The sequence below is a fragment of the Brevibacterium sp. Lmc1 genome (assembly GCF_057654315.1).
On sequence record NZ_CM172803.1, the window covers coordinates 2,093,756 to 2,112,878 of the forward strand.

The following is a 19,123-nucleotide window of genomic DNA, read 5'->3' on the forward strand; positions in this document are numbered from 1 at the left end:
CGAACTCAAGTTTGCCGCGCGCGGGCGTACGGCGCAGAACGAGGACCTCTGAATGCCGCGAGCGTCCTTCCGGGAACGATGTAACGATGCCCGCGCAGCCCCGGGACCGACTCATCTCCCCAGGAGATACGGTATGAGGTTGTCACGAGCGCTTAAAGCGAAGATCTCGCCCAAAGGAAGAATCACACGCCCAGGCAGGCTGCTGACGCGGACGTCCGATGTGCCTGTTGGAAGACGCACGCCGATCACAGCTGAGGCCGGATGGACGGCAGTGAGGAGTTGAGCTGCCGGCAATCATCTGAGGTCGCGGCGGTCCCCTGAGTGAGTAGTGGGCGTCGAACCCTGCGAGCTAAAGGGGTTGGGGAAATTTAGGGCCTGTCTGTTCTAGAGGGCCAGGGGAGTCGGTTCCTGCCAAGCGAGAAGGAAACGTCCGGGGGAGCGAGGTGGAGTCGGCGCTCTGTTGAATAGCGGACTCCTCCGGTGAATGGAGCGAGGGGCTCAGCAGTTGAACTGCTGAGCCCCTCGTATCAGGTGTGTCGGACCTGTCAGTGTCCGAGTTCCTTGTTGTTCGAACCCTCGACAGCGTCATGGTCGTGGTGCGAAGCTTCGAGCTCCTGCTTCGTCACCGGGGCCACACGATCTTCGAAGAAGAAGCGAGACAGACGTGCACGCAGCTTCTCCATCCCCGTGATCTTGCCCTCGGCATTCGGCTCGGCCGGTACGTAGGCCGGCGACTCGAACGCGGTGATCTTCCACAGCTTGTGCGGGGGAAGAGCCTCGTGACGTTCGAGGAACTCACCGTGGGGCAGACGGATGATATGGGCCGTCTCCCGTCCGTGCAGAGCGATTTCACGGTCCTTGCGCTGAAGCGCGAGGCACATGCGCTTGGTGATGATGTAACCGATGATCGGTCCGAAGAAGAACAGGAATCGGAAGATGTAGATCATGTCGTTGAGCGACATCTGGAAGAACACTGCGATGATGTCACCCGATGCAGCCGCCCACATGTTGCAGTAGAAGATGATTCCTGCAACGCCGATGGCGGTACGAGTCGGGTTGTTGCGCGGACGATCGAGGATGTGGTGCTCACGATGGTCCTTCTGCAGCCACGCCTCGAAGAACGGGTAGATGAACATGACAGCGAACACGCCGCCCATGACGATCACGGCGCTGTTGATGTTGAACGAGATCGGCCATCCGAAGATGTAGAACTCGAACCAGCCCGGGACGATGCGGAGGAACCCATCGGCCCAACCGATGTACCAGTCAGGCTGGGTACCGGCCGAGACCGGGGAGGGGTCATACGGACCGTAGTTCCAGATCGGGTTGATCGTGAACAGCGCCGAGATGAGCGAGAGCAGACCGAAGATGAGGAAGAAGAATCCTCCGCCCTTGGCTGCGAAGGTCGGCAGAACAGGTTCTCCGACGACGTTCTTCTCGGTGTTTCCGGCACCAGGGTACTGGGTGTGCTTGTGCACGACGACGAACATGAGGTGGATGCCGATGAGTGCGATGAGCAGAGCCGGCACGATCATGATGTGCAGGGTGTAGAGGCGGGCCACGATGTCGATGCCCGGGAACTCTCCACCGAAGAGGAAGAACGAGATATAGGTTCCGACGAGCGGCAGCGACTTCAGGATGCCGTCGATGATTCGCAGTCCGTTGCCCGAGAGCAGATCATCGGGGAGCGAGTAGCCGGTGAAGCCGGCCGCCATGCCCATGATGACGAGCAGAACACCGACGACCCAGTTGAGCTCACGCGGACGGCGGAAGGCACCGGTGAAGAACACGCGGAGCATGTGGACGCTCAATGCGGCGACGAAGAGCAGCGCGCCCCAGTGGTGCATCTGTCGGATGAACAGACCGCCGCGGATCTCCAGGGAGATCGCGAGTGTCGAATCATAGGCTTCGGAGATCTCGACGCCGCGCAGCGGCAGCCAGGGTCCGTCGTAGTGCAGTTCGCCCATGGCCGGCTGGAAGAAGAACGTGAGGAACGTTCCGGACAGAACGACGATGATGAAGCTGTAGAGAGCAACCTCGCCGAGCATGAACGACCAGTGGGAGGGGAAGATCTTGCGACCGAACTCGCGCACGAGGACAGATGCCCCGACGCGGGTTTCGGCGAAGTTCGCCGCCTTCCCGATGGTGGTGGTTGGCTGTGTAGTACTCATGGGTGGTTGATCTCCCAGAACGTAGGTCCGACAGGCTCAGGGAAGTCCGACTGGGCAACCAGGTAGCCTTCGCTGTCCACGGTGATGGGCAGCTGAGGAAGCGGTCGTTTGGCCGGGCCGAAGATGACCTTGCAGTGTTCCGTCACGTCGAAGGTCGACTGGTGGCAGGGGCACAGCAGGTGGTGTGTCTGGTGCTCGTACAGTGCGACGGGGCAGCCGACGTGGGTGCAGATCTTCGAGTAGGCGACGATTCCGTCGTGCGACCAGTCCTTGCGATCCGGATCCTCTTTGAGTTCCTTGGGATCGATGCGCATGAGAAGCACGGCCGCCTTGGCCTTCTCGTTCAGCGGGTGCTCGCTGGCCTCCTCGTCGCCGATGCCCGAAGGCAGGACATGGTAGGCCGAGCCGATGGTGACTTCGTCGGCCTTGATCGGACGTTCGGAATCCACCGAGGGGATTCCGCCGACGTCGCGGATGAGGCGAGTGCCCTTCTGCCAGAGCGTGTTGAACATCTTGTCGCCCGGCAGCGGACCGAGGTCGCGGAAGACGAGAACTGCCGGCAGCGGGGCGATCGCCAGAGCGGCGATGAGCGTATTGCGCAGCAGAGGACGACGGGCGATGCCCGACTCTTCCTTGGCCTGGTGGAGGATCTCGAGCGCAATCGCCTGATCCTCTTCGCTGCCGCCGATGTCATGGCGTTCGTCGATGCCCTCGTGATCGCTCATGAGGTTCTTGGCCCAGAGCACTGCACCGAAGCCGATGGAGAACATCGCGACAGCGGCACCGAGGCCGACGAACATGTTGTGAAGGCGGATGCTCTGCATCGATTCGCCCGGGGTGAACAGGAAGTACGCCACGATGAACCAGATGGTTCCGATCATCGAGAGGATGAACCAGGCGGCTACCTGTCGTTCGGCGACCTTCTCGGCGCGTGGGTCCGAGTCGGCCAGGCGCGGTTTGTGCTCGGGCAGACCTGGGTTCGTGAACCCGTTCAACTCCTCGAGCTGGCTGCCGCCGCCGGAGTGCTCTTTCGAGGTCATTGAATTCCCCGTCTATTCTCGTAATTGATGGTGAACGACACTGTCAGACTCACTTGGCCCTGGATGACAGCCACACTGTCAGACCGATGACGGCAGCAAGTCCGAAGAACCAGATGAACAGGCCCTCTGCCACTGGGCCCAGCGAACCGAGCTTGAAGCCGCCGGGGGAGGGGTTGTCCGAGACTTCCTTGACGTAGGCGATGACATCGCGCTTGTCTTCGGGAGTCAGGTTCGCGTCGTTGAAGATCGGCATGTTCTGGGGGCCGGTCTGCATCGCTTCGTAGAGGTGCTTCTCGGAGACTTCGGACAGGTTCGGTGCGTACTTGCCGCGGGTCAGCGCACCACCGGAGCCGACCACGTTGTGGCACATGGCGCAGTTGGTGCGGAACAGACCGCCGCCGGCAGCGGGATCACCCTTCGAAGCATCGAGGTACTCGTCTTCGGGAACTGCCGGCCCGGGGCCGAGCGAAGCGACGTAGGCAGCGAGCTGAGCGGTCTGCTCTTCGTCGAACTGCGGTTCCTTGACGCGAGCCTGCGGGCCGTTGGCCTGCAGCGGCATGCGTCCGGTGCCGACCTGGAAGTCCACTGCAGCGGCGCCGACGCCGATGAGGCCGGGACCGGCCTTCGAGCCTTCGGCGTTCATGCCGTGACAGGTGGCACAGTTTGCCGCGAAGAGTTTCTTGCCTTCTTCGATATCAGAGGCGCTGGCTGTGTCCGCCTTGGCGCTCGAAGTCTGCGTGAAGAGTGCATAGGCTCCGCCGGTCAGCAGCAGTCCCACGAGAAGAAGCGCGACCAGCGCCATGGGATGTCTGCGGCGATCTGCTAGAAGCTTCACTTGATCGTCCTTTGCTTGAAGTGTTGTGAGTCCTGGGGGCCGAGCATCTCGGGCCGGCTACTGGAGCAGGTAGATGACGCCGAACAGACCGATCCAGACGACATCGACGAAGTGCCAGTAGTAGGACACGCAGATTGCGAATGTGGCTTCATGGTGACCGAACTTCTTCGCTCCGTAGGCGCGTCCGATGACGAGCAGGAAGCAGATGAGTCCGATGGTCACGTGAATGCCGTGGAAGCCCGTGGTCAGGTAGAAGACGGAACCGTAGCCGTCGGAGCTGATCGAGATGCCCTCGCTGACGAGGGTCGCGTACTCCATGACCTGACCGGAGACGAAGATCGCGCCCAAGGCGAAGGTGAGGTAGAACCACTCGACCATTCCCCATTTGGCGATGTTGAACAGCGACCCGGTCCGCCGGGGACGGAACCGCTCGGCAGCGAACACACCGATCTGGCAGGTGAACGAAGACGACACCAGGATCAACGTGTTGCCGAGAGCGTAGGGGATGTCGAGGATCTGGGTCCTCGCCTCCCACAGCTCCGGAACAACGGACCGGACGGTGAAGTACATGGCGAAGAGCGCGGCAAAGAACATCAGGTCGCTCGCGAGGAACACGATGAAGCCCACCGTGGTCACATTCGGACGATTGACAACCGGATGTGCTGGCGCTGTTTGAGATGCAGTGGCAGTTGACACAACCCCATTATTACCCGTCTCGGGGTGAGTTTTCATCTTTTACCCAGGTTTCGAGAAAGAAATTTCTACACGACGTAGCAAAAACCGCGATCTGGTGCCGAAATCTCGTTTCGGATGCCGCTTCCGCCCGCGTGTCGAAGTCGCGATAGTATGCCGCAGGTAAGGTCCGCCCTGAGCTTCGGGGCGGCGGCAGCCCCTAGTGAGAGTTCAGACGGATGACCGATTCGACGCCCAAGACCACCCCGGCAGCTCAGGCTTCCGGGGCCCGCACCACGGTTCCGGCGGCCGCTGAGAACTGGCCCGACTTGCTCATGGCTCTCATGCACCAGCAGGACCTCGATGGAGACCAGGCGGCTTGGGCGATGGATCAGATCATGTCGGGCAAGACTCCGGATGTGACAATGGCCGCATTTCTCGCCGCACACCATACGAAGGGCGAGACGGTCGAGGAGATCGCCGGCCTCGTGGCGGCCATGATGGATCATGCCGTTCCCCTGCCAGGACTGGAAGATTCCGTCGACATCGTCGGCACCGGAGGCGACCGCGCGAAGACGGCGAACATCTCCTCGACCGCGGCCATGATCATCTCCGCCACCGGACAGCGGGTCGTCAAGCACGGAAACCGCGCGACATCCTCGGCGTCGGGATCGGCCGATGTGCTCGAAGCCCTCGGCGTGCGGTTCGACATCACACCCGAACAGACCGGTCAGATCGCCCAAGAGGTCGGACTGGCCTTCTGCTTCGCCAACGTGTTCCATCCGTCGATGCAGTTCGTCTCTGCAGTGCGGCGCCAGATCAACGTTCCCACCGCGTTCAACATCCTCGGCCCCCTGACGAACCCGGCTCGAGCCAGGCATACGGCCATCGGCGTCGCCGATGCCCAGATGGCCCCGCTCGTCGTCGGCACGCTGGCCAAACGCGGGCACCAGGCCGTGGTCTTCCGGTCACGCGACGGTCTCGACGAGCTGAGCAACACCGACGTCAACGATGTGTGGGAAGTCCGTCACGGCGAGATCGAACACACGACGTTCGACGCCCTCGACCTCGGCATCGAGCGGGCGACGAAGGACGATCTGCGCGGCGGCGGCCCGAATGAGAACGCGGCCATCACGCGCGCGGTCCTCGACGGTGAACGATCGGCCGTGCGCGACATCGTGGCCATCAACGCCGCAGCGGCGCTCGTCGCCGCCGACGAGTCGGCTGTGGGCACCTTCACGGAGCGCTTGGCCCTCAAACTCGAAACTGCGGTGGCGACGATCGACAACGGGGGCGGCGCGGACAAGCTCCAACAGCTCATCGACGTCTCACACAGAGTCGCTGAGTCGAACCGCTCCTGAGCTCTGTACATGGCTGGTCGCTCCCTGACGGGGCAGCGACCAGCCATGATCGCCTGCGGGCGTCACAGAGACGAGCTCGGCGGTCTCCAGCCAGCCGGCCAGCAGACGCGACTCCTCCGGGAGCGAGTCGGTCTCCTGCGGCAGCGCTCCGGGGGCAGGGACCCATTCGGCCGTCGAACTCAGCGCCGACAGAGAATCTCCCATGGCTTGCCTGGTCGACACATGGCCGGCGCCGGCGAGTTTCCCGTGGCGGATGATCGCCAGGTCCCAGCCGGAGTCGAAACCGGGGGCCGCCGCAATCAGTTCGGGAACTCTCCGTAATGCCGTGACCTGTTCGGCTCGCGCCGCGATGGACACTGCCGAGCGCATTGAGTCACGGACCTCGGCGGCCGTTTCGAATCGGGCCTCTCCTGACAGTCGCTGCATGCGTTCAGCGGCCAAGCGCTGCAGTGAGGACAGGTCCCCATCGAGCAGAGCGAAGAGCTCGCGGATCGAGCTCTGGTAGTCATCGACATCGGTGATCCCAGCGCAGGGACCGCCGCATTGACCGACCTGTGCACTCACACAGGGACGATGTTCGCCGAGGCTGCGCTGCGTGATCGCTGCCGTGCACCTCTTGACGGGGTAGAGGGTGTCGAGGAGTTCCTTGACGGCCTGTGCCGACTTCCGTGAACGGAACGGTCCCAGCGGTGGAGCGGGGGAGCGTTCGAGAGCCGAGTTCGCCCGGACCACCGACAGTCGGGGGAAGAGCTCATCGCTGAGGACGATCCAGGAATTGCGTTCCGGGTTCTTCGACCGTCGGTTGTAAGGCGGCGCCAACTCTCCGATGAGGCGGATCTCGCGGACTTCGGCTTCCAGCGCATGGGCGCAGGGCAGGCAGCTGACCTCTTGTGCCGCAGTGATCATCTCGGCCATGCGGCCACGGTTCTCCGAGGCGTTGAAGTACCCGCGCACTCGCCTGGCCATATTTCCGGACTTGCCGATGTAGAGCACACGGCGAGTGCCGTCGAGGAACATGTAGACGCCGGGCTCCGCGGGAACGCCCTTGGCCAGGTGGGATTTGGCCTGACGCTTCGCCCACCCTGACTGCCTGACGGTCGACAGCTCCTCCAGCGTCGTCACTCCGTAGCCTCCGAAGCGTTCGAACAGATGGTGGAGGAGCTCGCCGGTCGCTCGCGCATCGGAGAGCGCACGGTGATCGGGCTCGACCTGGGTGCCGAAACGAGCGGCGAGCGTCGAGAGTTTGTGGTTGCGCACTTCGTCGCGGCCGACGACGCGTCGGGCCAGCGTGACGGTATCGAGGACTGTGGGCGCCGGCCAATGGTAGTCGAGACGTTCGCAGGCCGAGCGGAGGAATCCGATGTCGAAGGGCGCATTGTGTGCGACCAGCACCGCACCGACGGAGAATTCCAGGAAGCTCGGCAGAACCGAGCTGATCGGAGGTGCGTCATCGACCATCGCATGAGTGATGCCGGTGAGCCGGGCGACGAATGGGCTGATCACGGAGTGTTCCGGTTTGACCAGGGTCTGGAACTCGCCGATGACCTCGCCGCCGAGAGTCTTGACCGCGCCGATTTCGGTGATCTCCGATTGCCCGGCTCGGGTGCCCGTCGTTTCGAGGTCGACGATGACGAAGGTGACGTCGGACAGGGGAGTTCCGAGGCTGTCGAATGACAGCTGAGTGTTGTGCAGTGCGCTGGGCGCGCGGTCGAACGGGACGGTCATGATGTCCAGTCTCTCAGGTGTCGCTGACACGAAGCGGCCAGCATCGCTCACACCGAGGATCCGTCGCCGTCGTCGGCGGAACGATGGCTCGGCAGGTGGAAGAACAGACCGACCGCGCCGCCGATGCCGACGGCCAGGCCGATGAGCAGGTACCACCCGGGCAGCGGTCGGAAGAAGATCACGCCGATGAGCAGCAGCACGACCGCGCCGAGAGCCGCGGCCCAGGACAGCACGAGAGTGGGCGAAGCGGTGCGCCACCCGATCGGCTCCGCCGGTTCGCGCTCCCAATGCTCGGTGTCCTCGAGGGCGTCGCGAACATCCTCGGCGGGCATATCACCCGTCGTCGCCGAGGGTTCGGCGATCTGCCGGACGAGGTCGTCCCATTCCTCGTCACTGATGCGCGATCGGTCGTGCCCGATCCGCTCCGGATCGGGAACCTCCCCTCGCCAGTCCTCCCGGCCCTCGTCGTCGGGAGTCGAAGCGGTGCCGTCGTCGTTCATACCTGACTCAGCAATTCCGTGGCCCCAGCTATTCCCCGGTCTCGGACTGCCGTGGCACGGTCGTTTCGGTGGAGACCGCCTGCAGGACCGCCTCTGCGATGGTGTTCGCGTCGAAGTCGAGGGTCGCCACATGGCGAGATCGGCGCAGGGCGACGATCCTCGGCGGGTGCGGAAGGTTCGATCGCAGCGCACGCAGCGTCCGCGGACTCACGACGTTGTCCTCACCGGAGACCATGGCAGTGACGGGGCGGGTGACTTTCCACAGATCGTCGCGCAGGGTTCGCAGCGCACGATGGAACGTGGCCAGGGGAGCCACCGGCGTCCGTTCGTAGGCGTACTCGTCGCGGTCCGGGTGGGCGATGTCGCCGCCGATCGACGGAATCGTGCGCACGACGTGCCTGAGCACTGGCAGCAGGGGAGCGAAGGGAGAGTCGATGTAGAGGGCAGGATTGACCACGACGATCTCGTCGGGCGCACCCTCTGCCGCCGCCAGGGCGAGTGCAAGGGCTCCACCCATCGACAGGCCGGCGACGACGACACGCTCGTGGTCGGCCTGCAGCCGACCCAGCTCGGTGCGCGCCTCGCCGAGCCAGTCGGACCATCCAGTGGAGTCCATGTCCTGCCATGAGGTGCCGTGTCCGGGCAGCTGGGGGACGCTGACGTCGACGCCCTCCGCTGCGATCGCGCGGGCGATCGGGACCCAGGAGACGGGCGAACCGGTGAGTCCGTGCAGGAAGAGAACCGCGGAGGCTGAACCGTTGTCGAGGCTGCGATAGGCGGCCGTCGGGTCCGCTCCGAGTGTGAAATCGATCTCCATGCTCCCAGCATGGCACGGATGAGTCCGAGACGGACTTCGCTGTTCACCGTTCGTGTCGATATATGATTGCCGAGGACGACAAAGAGTCGTAGTCGGAAGGGTGCGCGTGTTCTACTGGTTTCTCAAGCGAGTCCTCGCCGGACCCATCCTGCGGATCCTCTTCCGTCCGTGGGTGCGGGGCCTGGACAATCTGCCGTCCGAGGGCCCGGCGATCATCGCAGGAAATCACAACCACTTCATGGACTCGATCTTCGTTCCGCTGCTCGCTCCGCGTCCCGTCGTCTATCTGGCGAAGAAGGACTACTTCACCGGTCGCGGAATCAAGGGTGCGGTGACACGGTGGTTCTTCAAGCTCAACAATCAGCTGCCCATGGACCGCGGCGGCGGATCGGGATCTCAGGCGTCGCTCGAATCGGGTCTGAAGGTTCTCCGTGAGGGAAACTCGCTGGGCATCTATCCCGAAGGCACTCGCTCGCCCGACGGGAAGCTCTATCGCGGACGCACTGGCATTGCGCGTCTCGTCCTCGAGTCCGGCGCGCCTGTGGTTCCAGTGGCGATCATCGGCACGGACAAGCTGCAGCCTGCCGGTCGCCTCGTTCCCAAGCTCCGGCGTGTCGGAGTCGTCTTCGGCGCACCGATGGACTTCTCGAAGTATTCGGGTCTTCCTGTCGACCGTTTCATGCTGCGGTCGGTCACCGACGAGATCATGTACGAGATCATGCGCCTGTCCGGACAGGAATACGTTGACAGCTATGCGTCGACGGTCAAAACCAAGCTGCTGACGAGCGCCAAGCCGAAGAAGACGGATCCTCCGAACCGGGATGAATCGAAATCAGACGGCGAAAGCCCGTCGAACTAGGCCCTTCGGCCCCGGCTCCTTCCGCTCCGGGTCGCCTGAATGACATCCATGTGACATGTTCGAATACTGCGGTAACGGCGACACGCGGAAATTGTTACCTCGAGATGTTTGTCCTGGCGGGGACGGCAGAATAACTTGGAGTTGTTGAATCCCACTGTAGGTTCGCTGGGAAGAGAGCTAGAATGACTATGTTCTCGGTCCTTCCAAGCGACCTTCGCTTCCCCCAGGGACTTTAAGGAGGAGTCGGTGTGAACCGCTCAAGTCATGAAAGCGTCGACATGACGCCGATGCCGTCAGCAGCCCAAGGGCTGCTGTTCGATGATGATCTGCCCGTACTCGATGAAGAGGCCGGCTACCGCGGTCCCACCGTCTGCAAGGTCGTCGGCATCAGCTACCGTCGCCTCGATTACTGGGCGCGCACCGATCTGGTGACCCCGTCGATCCGCAATGCGACCGGATCCGGCAGCCAGCGGCTCTACAGCTTCCGTGACATCCTCGTCCTCAAGATCGTCAAGCGACTTCTCGACACCGGCGTCGGACTGCAGTCGATCCGCACCGCGGTTGAGCACCTGCGTTCCCGCGGCGTCGACGATCTCTCACAGATCACCCTCATGTCCGATGGCGCCAGCGTCTTCGAATGCACCTCACCTGATGAGGTCGTCGACCTCCTCCAGGGAGGGCAGGGCGTCTTCGGCATCGCCGTCGGCCGCGTCTGGAACGAAGTCGAAGGTTCGCTGTCCGAGTTCCCGAGCGAACGAGTCCCAGAAGACGACGCGGCCCTCGAAGCCATGGATGAGCTCGCCGCCCGTCGCGCACGCAAGTCCGGCTGACAGCCGACAGAGTACTCACACCACCACCGAGGCGGTCCGCTCAGTTCGAGCGGACCGCCTCGGTCGTCGTATGGAACGGAAAGGTGAGGCGCCGGGCGCCTCGAATGTGTCCGAGGCGCCCGGGAACAGAGAACTGCCGTCGCGAACCTGAGTTCGCGACGGCAGTCGACGTGTTGGTGGGGGAGCGGGGGCAGCTAGTCGTTCACTTCTGCTCGGGCTGCTGAGCGCCGTTCTTCGCCGGGGCGGCACCGCGTCGTCCGCGGATGTTCTCCGAGCGCAGTGCTCGTTCGAGAAGAGCGTCGAACGAGCCGGCGACTTCTTCGGCGGGTTTGCCCGGCCAGGAGTGGATCGGACGCGCCGATCCCTGAGCCTGCTGCATGACGGCCCGTTCGGCCAAGGGCGGATTGAGGACGAGAGGACCGAACATCTCACGCATCTCCTGGATGCGATAGTCATGTTCGGTCGAACCGGCACGTACCCGATTGACGACCAGGCCGAGTGGCTGCAGATCGGAGGCACCACGCTGCCGCAGCTCGTCCGTCGCCCGCAGGGCACGGTCGGCAGCCGCAACAGAGAACAGGCTGGGCTCGGTGACGACCGCGACTCGGTTGCTCGCTGTCCACGCCGTACGGGTGAGACCGTTGAGGCTGGGCGGACAGTCGATGAGGACGAGTCGGTAGCCTTTCGCGATGCGAGTCAGGGCATCTTCCAGCCGGCGCAGATAGCGCTCGGACAGCGAAGGCCGATCGAATTCCGCGGCACGCGGAGATCCTGAGATCACATCGAGGTGGCCGAGCCTGTCACCGACCCACCCGGAGGGGATGATCGCCTCGGACAGGATCTTCTGGGACTTCGGAGCAGCGAGCACATCGGCGATGTCGACACGCGTCGAGGTCGGCACATCGAGGCCGGTCGACGAGTCCGCCTGCGGGTCCATGTCGACGACCAGGGTGGGAATCCCCCTGTTGTAGGCCGCCGAGGCCAGACCGAGCGTCACGGATGTCTTACCGACTCCGCCTTTGAGGCTGCTGATACTTAGGACAAGCACCCTCCTACGTTAACGTATCGGCGGCTGCCGAGCCGTGCCGACCACGCCGAGACTCACGTCTCAGTCCAAAGTCGACCCCCGGGCGCAGAGGTGTTCCAGGTCACTTGTAGAGTATGTTCCCGACAGCTTGTCGACCAGTCGCCCAGTGCGGCCGATACAGAAGTGAGAGACACCTATGTTCTCTAAAGTCCTCGTGGCCAACCGCGGAGAGATCGCCGTTCGTGCGTTCCGTGCCGCCTATGAGCTCGGAGCCTCCACCGTCGCAGTCTTCCCGTATGAGGACCGCAACTCCGAACATCGCATGAAGGCCGACGAAGCCTACATGATCGGTGAGGAGGGTCATCCCGTCCGCGCCTACCTCAGCGTCGAAGAGATGCTGCGGGTGGCGAAGGAGAGCGGCGCCGACGCCATCTACCCCGGATACGGCTTCCTCTCTGAGAACCCCGATCTGGCACGAGCCTGTGCCGAAGCGGGCATCACTTTCATCGGCCCCAAGGCCGATGTGCTCGAACTGGCAGGAAACAAGGTCCAGGCGCTGGCGGCAGCACGCAATGCGGGCATCCCCGTCCTCGACTCGACACGTCCGTCGGCCGATATCGCGCAGCTGCTCGCCGATGCCGAATCGATGGAATACCCCCTCTTCGTCAAGGCCGTCGCCGGCGGCGGTGGTCGCGGAATGCGTCGCGTGGCTCAGGCCTCCGACCTCGAAGACGCTCTCAAGGCCGCGATGCGCGAAGCCGAAGGCGCCTTCGGCGATCCCACGGTCTTCATCGAGCAGGCGGTGCAGCGCCCCCGTCACATCGAAGTCCAGGTGCTGGCCGACAACGACTCGAACGCCATCCACCTCTTCGAACGCGACTGCTCCGTGCAGCGCCGCCACCAGAAGGTCGTGGAGATCGCTCCGGCCCCGAACCTCGATCCCGAGATCGCGGCCGCCCTGCACGCAGATGCCCTGAAGTTCGCAAAGGCGCTGGGCTACCAGAACGCCGGCACCGTGGAATTCCTCCTCGAAACCGACGGGCCGCGCGCCGGCAAGCACGTGTTCATCGAAATGAACCCGCGTGTCCAGGTCGAACACACAGTGACTGAAGAGATCACCGACGTCGACATCGTGGCCTCGCAGATGCGCATCGCCGCCGGGGCCACCCTCGAAGAGATCGGCCTGCGCCAGGACGAGATGCGGATCAAGGGCGCCGCACTCCAGTGCCGCATCACCACCGAGGATCCCGCGAACTCGTTCCGCCCCGACACCGGCACGATCACCGCCTACCGCTCTGCCGGTGGTGCAGGTGTGCGCCTCGACGGCGGAACCGTCCACGCCGGTGCTGCCGTCAGCCCCCACTTCGACTCGATGCTCGTGAAGCTCTCGTGCCGCGGCCGCGACTTCGCTCAGGCCGTCGGCCGTGCCAAACGCGCCCTGGCTGAGTTCCGCATCCGCGGCGTATCGTCGAACATCGGCTTCCTGCAGGCCGTCCTCGATGATCCCGCATTCGTCGCCGGAGACTTGTCCACGTCCTTCATCGAAGAACGCCCGCAGCTCTTCGACGCTCGAGTGAGCGCCGACCGCGGCTCGAAGCTGCTCGACTACCTCGCCGATGTCACGGTCAACCGCCCCCACGGCGAACCGGGCCTGCGCATCCGTCCGGGCGACAAGCTCCCGAGCATCGACCTCTCCGCAGCACCCGCTGCGGGCAGCCGCGACCGTCTCGCCGAGCTCGGACCGGAGGGCTTCGCCCGCGCCCTGCGTGAGCAGAGCTCCCTGGCCGTCACGGATACGACATTCCGCGACGCCCACCAGTCCCTGCTGGCCACCCGTGTGCGCACACGAGACCTGCTGGCCGTGGCCGGGCACGTCTCCCGCATGACACCCGAGCTGCTGAGCATCGAGGCCTGGGGCGGTGCGACCTATGATGTGGCGCTGCGCTTCCTCGGCGAGGATCCATGGGAACGTCTCGAAGCCCTGCGCACCGCGGTGCCCAACATCAACCTGCAGATGCTTCTGCGCGGACGCAACACCGTCGGCTACACCCCGTACCCGACCGAGGTTACCGACGCATTCGTCGATGAGGCGGCCCGCACGGGCATCGACATCTTCCGCATCTTCGACGCTCTCAACGACGTCGAGCAGATGCGTCCGGCGATCGAGGCCGTGCGCGGAACGAACACGGCACTGGCCGAGGTGGCCCTGTGCTACACCTCGGACATCCTCGATCCGAAGGAAGAGCTCTACACGCTCGACTACTACCTGCGCTTGGCCGAACAGATCGTTGGCGCCGGAGCTCATGTGCTCGCCATCAAGGACATGGCCGGCCTGCTGCGCCCTGCCGCCACGGTCAAGCTCGTGACTGCTCTGCGGGAGAACTTCGACCTGCCCGTCCACGTCCACACCCACGACACCGCGGGCGGACAGCTGGCCACCCTCTATGCAGCTGCCGCCGCCGGTGCCGATGCCGTCGATGCCGCCTCGGCGGCCATGGCCGGAACCACCAGCCAGCCGAGTCTCTCCGCGCTCGTCGCCGCATTCGAGAACACCGAGCGCGACACCGGCATCAGCCTCGACGCCGTCAGCGACCTCGAACCCTACTGGGAATCGGTGCGCAAACTCTACGCACCCTTCGAGTCCGGGCTCGCCGGACCGACCGGCCGCGTCTACCGTCACGAGATCCCCGGCGGACAGCTGTCGAACCTGCGCCAGCAGGCCGTCGCACTGGGCCTGGGGGAGCGGTTCGAGGACATCGAGCACATGTATGCGGCCGCCGATTCGATTCTCGGCCACCTCGTCAAGGTCACCCCGTCCTCGAAGGTCGTCGGCGATCTGGCGCTCCATCTCGTCGGCGCCGGAGTTGCGCCGGAGGAGTTCGCGGAGAACCCCGACAAGTTCGACATTCCCGATTCGGTGATCGGCTTCCTCAACGGTGACCTCGGTGACCCTCCGGGCGGATGGCCCGAGCCGTTCCGCACGAAGGCCCTCGCCGGCCGTTCCGCCAAGCCGCTCACCGAGCATCTCGAACCGGCGGATGCCGAAGCACTGCAGACGCCGGGCCGGGACCGGAAGGACAAGCTCAACGAGCTGCTGTTCCCCGGGCCGACGAAGGAATTCCAGTCGATGCGCTCGAACTACGGCGACCTCTCCGTCGTAGAGACCTCCGAGTACCTCTACGGCCTCACCAGTGGGGAAGAGCATGCCGTCGAGCTGGCGAAGGGCAAGAACCTGCTCATCGGCGTCCAGGCCATCGGCGGCACTGACGAGCGCGGGATGCGTTCGGTCATGTTCACCCTCAACGGGCAGCTGCGTCCGCTGCAGGTGCGTGACCGGTCCGTCGAAAGCGAAGTCAAGACTGCGGAGAAGGCCGATCCGAATAACAGCGGACACGTCGGCAGCCCGTTCGCCGGTGTTGTGACCATGCAGGTCCACGAGGGCGACAAGGTCTCCGTCGGCGACACCGTGGCCACCATCGAGGCGATGAAGATGGAAGCGACGATCACCACGCAGACGGCCGGAACCGTCTCCCGTGTGGCCATCGCCGATGTCCAGCAGCTCGAAGGCGGAGACCTCGTCGTGGTGATCGATGCCTGAACGTGAGATCCGACTGTGGGGAGACCCCGTGCTCCGCAGCAAGTGCGAACCGGTGATGGTCTTCGATGATCACGTCGAAGCTCTGGCAGCCGACCTCGTCGACACCGCACGGCCCGAGGGCCGTGCGGCCGTCGCCGCTCCGCAGATCGGGGTCGGACTGCGAGCCTTCGGCTACGACCTCGACGGTCGCACGGGATATGTCATCAACCCGGAGATCGTCGAGCTCGGCGGGCAGCTGCGAGATATCGAAGAAGGCTGCCTCTCCGTTCCCGGGCTGTTCTTCCCCACCCCACGCTACGAATTCGCTCGGGTACGCGGGGTGGATGCGAAGAATCAGCCGATCGAGATCGAAGGCACGGAAGTCTTCGCCCAGATGCTCCAACACGAGGTGGGGCACCTCGACGGGCAGGTCTACATCCAGACTCTGCCCGGGGAACGCCGGCGGGAGGCCATGAAAGCCATCCGCTCGGCCGGTTGGTTCCTCGCCCGAATGCCCTGAGCCGAGTCATTCGCACCCGACCGACCATATAGACCAAGAAGGAGAAGTTTATGAGCATCCAGCGCACCGCCGTCATCGGCAGCGGACTCATGGGAGCCGGAATCGCCGAGGTGCTGGCAAAGTCCGGTCTCGACGTCATCGTCCGCGAGATCAACGAGGAGGCCTCGGCCGCCGGTCGTGCCCGCATCGAGAAGTCCCTGGCTCGCGCAGTGGACAAGGGCAAACTCGATGCCGCTGCCCGTGACGAGGCGCTCGGCCGACTGCGGTTCACCACCGATATCAGCGATCTCGCCGATCGTCAGCTCGTCATCGAGGCGGCCAGTGAGAACGAGGACATCAAGAAGTCGATCTTCGCCGAGCTCGACCAGGTCGTCACCGACCCGGAAGCGATCCTGGCCTCGAACACCTCGTCGATGCCGATCATCCGATTCGCGCAGGCGACCTCGCGCCCCGAACGCGTGCTGGGTGTGCATTTCTTCAACCCCGCACCGGTCCAGCCGCTCGTCGAGATCGTGTCCTCGGTGCTCACCACCGAGGATGTCCGCAGCACCGTGACGTCCTTCGTCGCCGATGTGCTCGGGAAGAATCCGATCCAGGCCGATGACCGCCCCGGTTTCATCGTCAACGCCCTGCTCATCCCGTACCTGCTCAGTGCGGTCCGGATGCTCGAGGCCGGACACGCGACGAAGGAGGACATCGACGCGGGAATGGTCGGCGGCTGCGCCCATCCGATGGGACCGATCAAGCTGGCCGACCTCGTCGGTCTCGACACCTGTCTCTATGCAGCAGAGAGCATGTATGAGGAGACCGGTGACCCGGCGAACAAGCCTCCGATCCTGCTGTCGCGCATGGTCGATGCCGGCCTGCTCGGTGTGAAGTCCGGACGCGGATTCTACGAATACTGATCCGACGCTCCGGTACAGACAGGTCCGCCCCGAACCCTTCGGTTCGGGGCGGACCTGTCTTTGTCTGCAGGCAGCGTTCGGGTGTCAGCCGGCGAGCAGCTTCTCATAGCTGGCCAGGCGCACACACGCCACGAGACCCTGAGCGGCGAGTTCGACCTCATCGAGGGTCGGCATCGTCGGCGCGATGCGGATGATGTTGTTGTCAGGGTCGAGACCGTACGGGTGTGTGGCACCGGCAGGAGTCAGCTTCACTCCGGCTTCCCCTGCGAGTTTGACGACGCGATCGGCGATGCCCTCCATCGTCGTCAGAGTGATGAAGTACCCGCCGTCCGGGGAGGTCCACTGCGCCAGCTCTTCCGCTCCGAGTCCGTCCTCGAGCGCCTTGAGCACCGCGTCGAACTTCGGTGCGACGATCTCGGCATGCTTGCGCATATGTGCTTCGACCCCGGCCGGGTCGGAGAAGAACCGGACATGGCGCAGCTGGTTGATCTTGTCAGGGCCGATCGCGACCTTCCCGAGGTTCGCTCGCATCCAATCGACCGTGGCCGGGCCTCCGGCGAAGAACGACACACCGGCCCCGGCATGAGTGATCTTCGACGTCGAGGCGAAGACCCATGCGCGTTCGGGATGACCCGCCTCTGCGCAGAGGGAGAGGATGTCGAGATTGTCCGGATGGTCCTCTCGCAGATGGTGCACCCCGTAGGCGTTGTCCCACAGCAGAGTGAAGTCGGGCGCCGCCGTCGGCATGGCAGCCAGCTCCCGTGCCCGCGCTTCGGTGACCGTGATTCCGGTCGGGTTGGAATACATCGGCACCAGCCACATGCCCTTGACCGCCGGATCTTCGGCCAGACGCTGCGCCTCGGAGATGATCGGGCCCTCGTCATCCATCGGGATGGTCAACAGCTCGAACCCGAGGGATTCGGCCAGGGTGAAATGGCGGTCGTAACCGGGCACGGGACACAGCAGCTTATGCGGACCCTGCCCCCACGGGCGATCATCGACGACCGTGCCGTGCATGAGGGCGAAGGTCAGCGCCTGGGTCATGAAAGTCAGCGAGGCATTGCCGCCGGCCAGCAGCTGATCGGCCGGAACCTTGAGCAGCGGAGCGAAGATCTCCCGCAGTTCGATGAGTCCGTCGAGTCCGCCGTAGTTGCGGGTATCGACACCACCGGGAGTGCGGAAGTCGTCGCCGCTGACCGCAGTGAGCAGATCGGCAGCGAGGTCGAGCTGCTCCGGGGCCGGCTTGCCCCGTGTGATATCGAGCGCGAGACCGCGCGAGGCGAATTCCTCGTATGCGGCGGAGGCTTCGTCCAGTTTGGACGAGAGGTCGGACGGTGCGGACATGCTGGCTCCTTAGGGCTGGGAACGGGCCGTTGACTCCATCCTATCGACTCGGCGAATGTCGACGGCGCTAGAGTGGTCTGCAGCGGTGACCCGGACGACCGCAGGCAATTCGATGAAAGGCAGACTCAGATGGTGCGACCACGTGCGCAGGCCGCCCACGGACGCAGTTTCGGCACCCAGGCCGGAGTCTATGACGAGGTGCGGCCCGGATATCCCGACTCCGCCCTCGACCTCGCGCTGACCGGTTGGGAGCCGCAATGGTCCGGTCTGCGCGTATGCGACCTCGGTGCGGGAACAGGAATCCTCAGCCGCCGGCTGCTCGCACACGGTGCTGATCTCATCGCCGTCGATCCCGACACAGCCGCACTCGAACGCAATCCTGCCCCCACGAAGATCGGCACCGCTGAGGACACCGGCCTGAAAGCAGAGAGCCTCGACCTCGTCACTGTCGCGCAGGCCTGGCATTGGTTCGACGAAGCGCAAGCAGCCGCCGAAGTGGCGCGCATCCTTCGCCCGGGAGGCCGGCTGCTCATCCTCATCAACCAACTCGATGTCCGCGTCGACTGGGTGCTGCGCCTGAGCCGGATCATGCACGCGGGCGACGTCTATCGACCGCAGTACCGACCTCAGCCCGGCAACGGTCTGGCTCTCACCGACCACAGGCTCGTCGAATTCACCACGGAGCTCGCCGTCGACGGAATCGTCGACCTCGCTCGCACACGGTCGTATTGGCTGCGCTCGAACGAGAGGACACGAGCCCGAGTCGAAGCGAACCTGCGCGAGTACTTCAGTGTCGAGCATCCTGTGTCCGGCACAGTGGATCTGCCGTATATGTGCCTGGCGTATCTCCTCGAACGGGCCTGAAACGCACGAAGCGGGCCGCACCCGATGAGGGTGCGGCCCGCTGTTGGCAACCGGGGAACGCCTCGGCGTCCGAACC

General features: G+C 64.3%; 16 protein-coding genes. 7 read left to right on the top strand and 9 right to left on the bottom strand.

Features of this window, described 5'->3' with window-relative positions; all coding sequences use genetic code 11:
* Positions 1-545: 545 nt before the first annotated feature.
* The 4 genes from qcrB to ctaE are packed head-to-tail and all read right to left on the bottom strand — an operon-like array spanning position 546 to position 4,778.
* Positions 546-2,171: a cytochrome bc1 complex cytochrome b subunit gene (qcrB, locus tag AC239G_RS09390; protein ID WP_139467190.1), complete on the bottom strand. Its 1,626-nt coding sequence runs from the start codon at positions 2,169-2,171 to the stop codon at positions 546-548.
* Entirely contained in the window at positions 2,168-3,211 is a 1,044-nt protein-coding gene (gene qcrA / locus AC239G_RS09395) for a cytochrome bc1 complex Rieske iron-sulfur subunit (RefSeq protein ID WP_139467191.1), read from the bottom strand. The genes qcrB and qcrA overlap by 4 nt, the downstream gene beginning before the upstream one ends.
* Positions 3,212-3,260: 49 nt before the next feature.
* The gene (gene qcrC, locus AC239G_RS09400; protein WP_139467192.1) at positions 3,261-4,046 is read right to left on the bottom strand and encodes a cytochrome bc1 complex diheme cytochrome c subunit; all 786 of its coding nucleotides are present in this window, start codon (positions 4,044-4,046) and stop codon (positions 3,261-3,263) included.
* Positions 4,047-4,103: 57 nt separating this feature from the next.
* Positions 4,104-4,778, bottom strand: a complete 675-nt coding sequence (gene ctaE, locus AC239G_RS09405; protein ID WP_172169436.1) for an aa3-type cytochrome oxidase subunit III — start codon at positions 4,776-4,778, stop codon at positions 4,104-4,106.
* Positions 4,779-4,957: 179 nt separating this feature from the next.
* On the opposite strand from ctaE, the gene trpD reads away from it, so the two are divergent.
* A complete protein-coding gene (trpD, locus tag AC239G_RS09410) occupies positions 4,958-6,079 on the top strand; it encodes an anthranilate phosphoribosyltransferase (RefSeq protein ID WP_139467193.1) in 1,122 nt (373 codons plus the stop codon).
* Here trpD and AC239G_RS09415 read toward each other — a convergent pair.
* From AC239G_RS09415 to AC239G_RS09425, 3 genes are read right to left on the bottom strand one after another with little or no spacing between them, the layout of a single operon-like run.
* Positions 6,047-7,804 (bottom strand): DEDD exonuclease domain-containing protein, encoded by a 1,758-nt coding sequence (locus AC239G_RS09415; protein WP_487490098.1) that lies wholly within the window; start codon positions 7,802-7,804, stop codon positions 6,047-6,049. The two genes, trpD and AC239G_RS09415, sit on opposite strands and share 33 nt — an antisense overlap.
* 47 nt (positions 7,805-7,851) lie before the next feature.
* Positions 7,852-8,304, bottom strand: coding sequence for a YiaA/YiaB family inner membrane protein (locus AC239G_RS09420; RefSeq protein WP_139467195.1), 453 nt, complete (start codon positions 8,302-8,304; stop codon positions 7,852-7,854).
* Between the two features lie 28 nt (positions 8,305-8,332).
* A complete protein-coding gene (locus tag AC239G_RS09425; protein ID WP_172169445.1) occupies positions 8,333-9,121 on the bottom strand; it encodes an alpha/beta hydrolase in 789 nt (262 codons plus the stop codon).
* A gap of 106 nt (positions 9,122-9,227) precedes the next feature.
* On the opposite strand from AC239G_RS09425, the gene AC239G_RS09430 reads away from it, so the two are divergent.
* Both AC239G_RS09430 and AC239G_RS09435 read left to right on the top strand, forming a co-directional pair.
* Positions 9,228-9,980, top strand: a complete 753-nt coding sequence (locus tag AC239G_RS09430) for a lysophospholipid acyltransferase family protein (RefSeq protein WP_139467197.1) — start codon at positions 9,228-9,230, stop codon at positions 9,978-9,980.
* A gap of 248 nt (positions 9,981-10,228) precedes the next feature.
* Positions 10,229-10,810: a MerR family transcriptional regulator gene (locus tag AC239G_RS09435; RefSeq protein ID WP_101544153.1), complete on the top strand. Its 582-nt coding sequence runs from the start codon at positions 10,229-10,231 to the stop codon at positions 10,808-10,810.
* Positions 10,811-11,012: 202 nt separating this feature from the next.
* Here the strand turns inward: AC239G_RS09435 and AC239G_RS09440 are convergent, their stop codons facing one another.
* The gene (locus AC239G_RS09440) at positions 11,013-11,858 is read right to left on the bottom strand and encodes a ParA family protein (RefSeq protein WP_139908018.1); all 846 of its coding nucleotides are present in this window, start codon (positions 11,856-11,858) and stop codon (positions 11,013-11,015) included.
* A gap of 175 nt (positions 11,859-12,033) precedes the next feature.
* On the opposite strand from AC239G_RS09440, the gene AC239G_RS09445 reads away from it, so the two are divergent.
* Genes AC239G_RS09445 through AC239G_RS09455 form a run of 3 tightly spaced genes read left to right on the top strand, consistent with a single transcriptional unit; the run spans position 12,034 to position 16,839 of the window.
* Positions 12,034-15,435, top strand: a complete 3,402-nt coding sequence (locus AC239G_RS09445; protein ID WP_139467199.1) for a pyruvate carboxylase — start codon at positions 12,034-12,036, stop codon at positions 15,433-15,435.
* Positions 15,428-15,934 carry a peptide deformylase gene (locus tag AC239G_RS09450; protein WP_139467200.1) on the top strand — a complete coding sequence of 169 codons (507 nt, stop codon included), beginning with the start codon at positions 15,428-15,430 and terminating at the stop codon, positions 15,932-15,934. The genes AC239G_RS09445 and AC239G_RS09450 overlap by 8 nt, the downstream gene beginning before the upstream one ends.
* Before the next feature lie 50 nt (positions 15,935-15,984).
* Positions 15,985-16,839 (top strand): 3-hydroxybutyryl-CoA dehydrogenase, encoded by an 855-nt coding sequence (locus AC239G_RS09455; protein ID WP_139467201.1) that lies wholly within the window; start codon positions 15,985-15,987, stop codon positions 16,837-16,839.
* A gap of 84 nt (positions 16,840-16,923) precedes the next feature.
* Here AC239G_RS09455 and AC239G_RS09460 read toward each other — a convergent pair whose 3' ends face one another.
* Positions 16,924-18,183 (bottom strand): aspartate aminotransferase type Ic, encoded by a 1,260-nt coding sequence (locus AC239G_RS09460; protein WP_139467202.1) that lies wholly within the window; start codon positions 18,181-18,183, stop codon positions 16,924-16,926.
* Positions 18,184-18,312: 129 nt separating this feature from the next.
* Between AC239G_RS09460 and AC239G_RS09465 the strand changes: the two genes are divergently transcribed.
* Positions 18,313-19,047 (top strand): class I SAM-dependent methyltransferase, encoded by a 735-nt coding sequence (locus AC239G_RS09465; protein ID WP_172169460.1) that lies wholly within the window; start codon positions 18,313-18,315, stop codon positions 19,045-19,047.
* Positions 19,048-19,123 lie beyond the last annotated feature (76 nt).

Coding starts and splice junctions, on each gene's coding strand:
- AC239G_RS09445 (WP_139467199.1), top strand. CDS start 12,034: ATGTTCTCTAAAGTCCTCGTGGCCAACCGCGGAGAGATCGCCGTTCGT.
- trpD (WP_139467193.1), top strand. CDS start 4,958: ATGACCGATTCGACGCCCAAGACCACCCCGGCAGCTCAGGCTTCCGGG.
- AC239G_RS09420 (WP_139467195.1), bottom strand. CDS start 8,304: ATGAACGACGACGGCACCGCTTCGACTCCCGACGACGAGGGCCGGGAG.
- AC239G_RS09425 (WP_172169445.1), bottom strand. CDS start 9,121: ATGGAGATCGATTTCACACTCGGAGCGGACCCGACGGCCGCCTATCGC.
- AC239G_RS09450 (WP_139467200.1), top strand. CDS start 15,428: ATGCCTGAACGTGAGATCCGACTGTGGGGAGACCCCGTGCTCCGCAGC.
- ctaE (WP_172169436.1), bottom strand. CDS start 4,778: ATGAAAACTCACCCCGAGACGGGTAATAATGGGGTTGTGTCAACTGCC.
- AC239G_RS09415 (WP_487490098.1), bottom strand. CDS start 7,804: ATGACCGTCCCGTTCGACCGCGCGCCCAGCGCACTGCACAACACTCAG.
- AC239G_RS09455 (WP_139467201.1), top strand. CDS start 15,985: ATGAGCATCCAGCGCACCGCCGTCATCGGCAGCGGACTCATGGGAGCC.
- AC239G_RS09465 (WP_172169460.1), top strand. CDS start 18,313: ATGGTGCGACCACGTGCGCAGGCCGCCCACGGACGCAGTTTCGGCACC.
- qcrB (WP_139467190.1), bottom strand. CDS start 2,171: ATGAGTACTACACAGCCAACCACCACCATCGGGAAGGCGGCGAACTTC.
- AC239G_RS09460 (WP_139467202.1), bottom strand. CDS start 18,183: ATGTCCGCACCGTCCGACCTCTCGTCCAAACTGGACGAAGCCTCCGCC.
- qcrA (WP_139467191.1), bottom strand. CDS start 3,211: ATGACCTCGAAAGAGCACTCCGGCGGCGGCAGCCAGCTCGAGGAGTTG.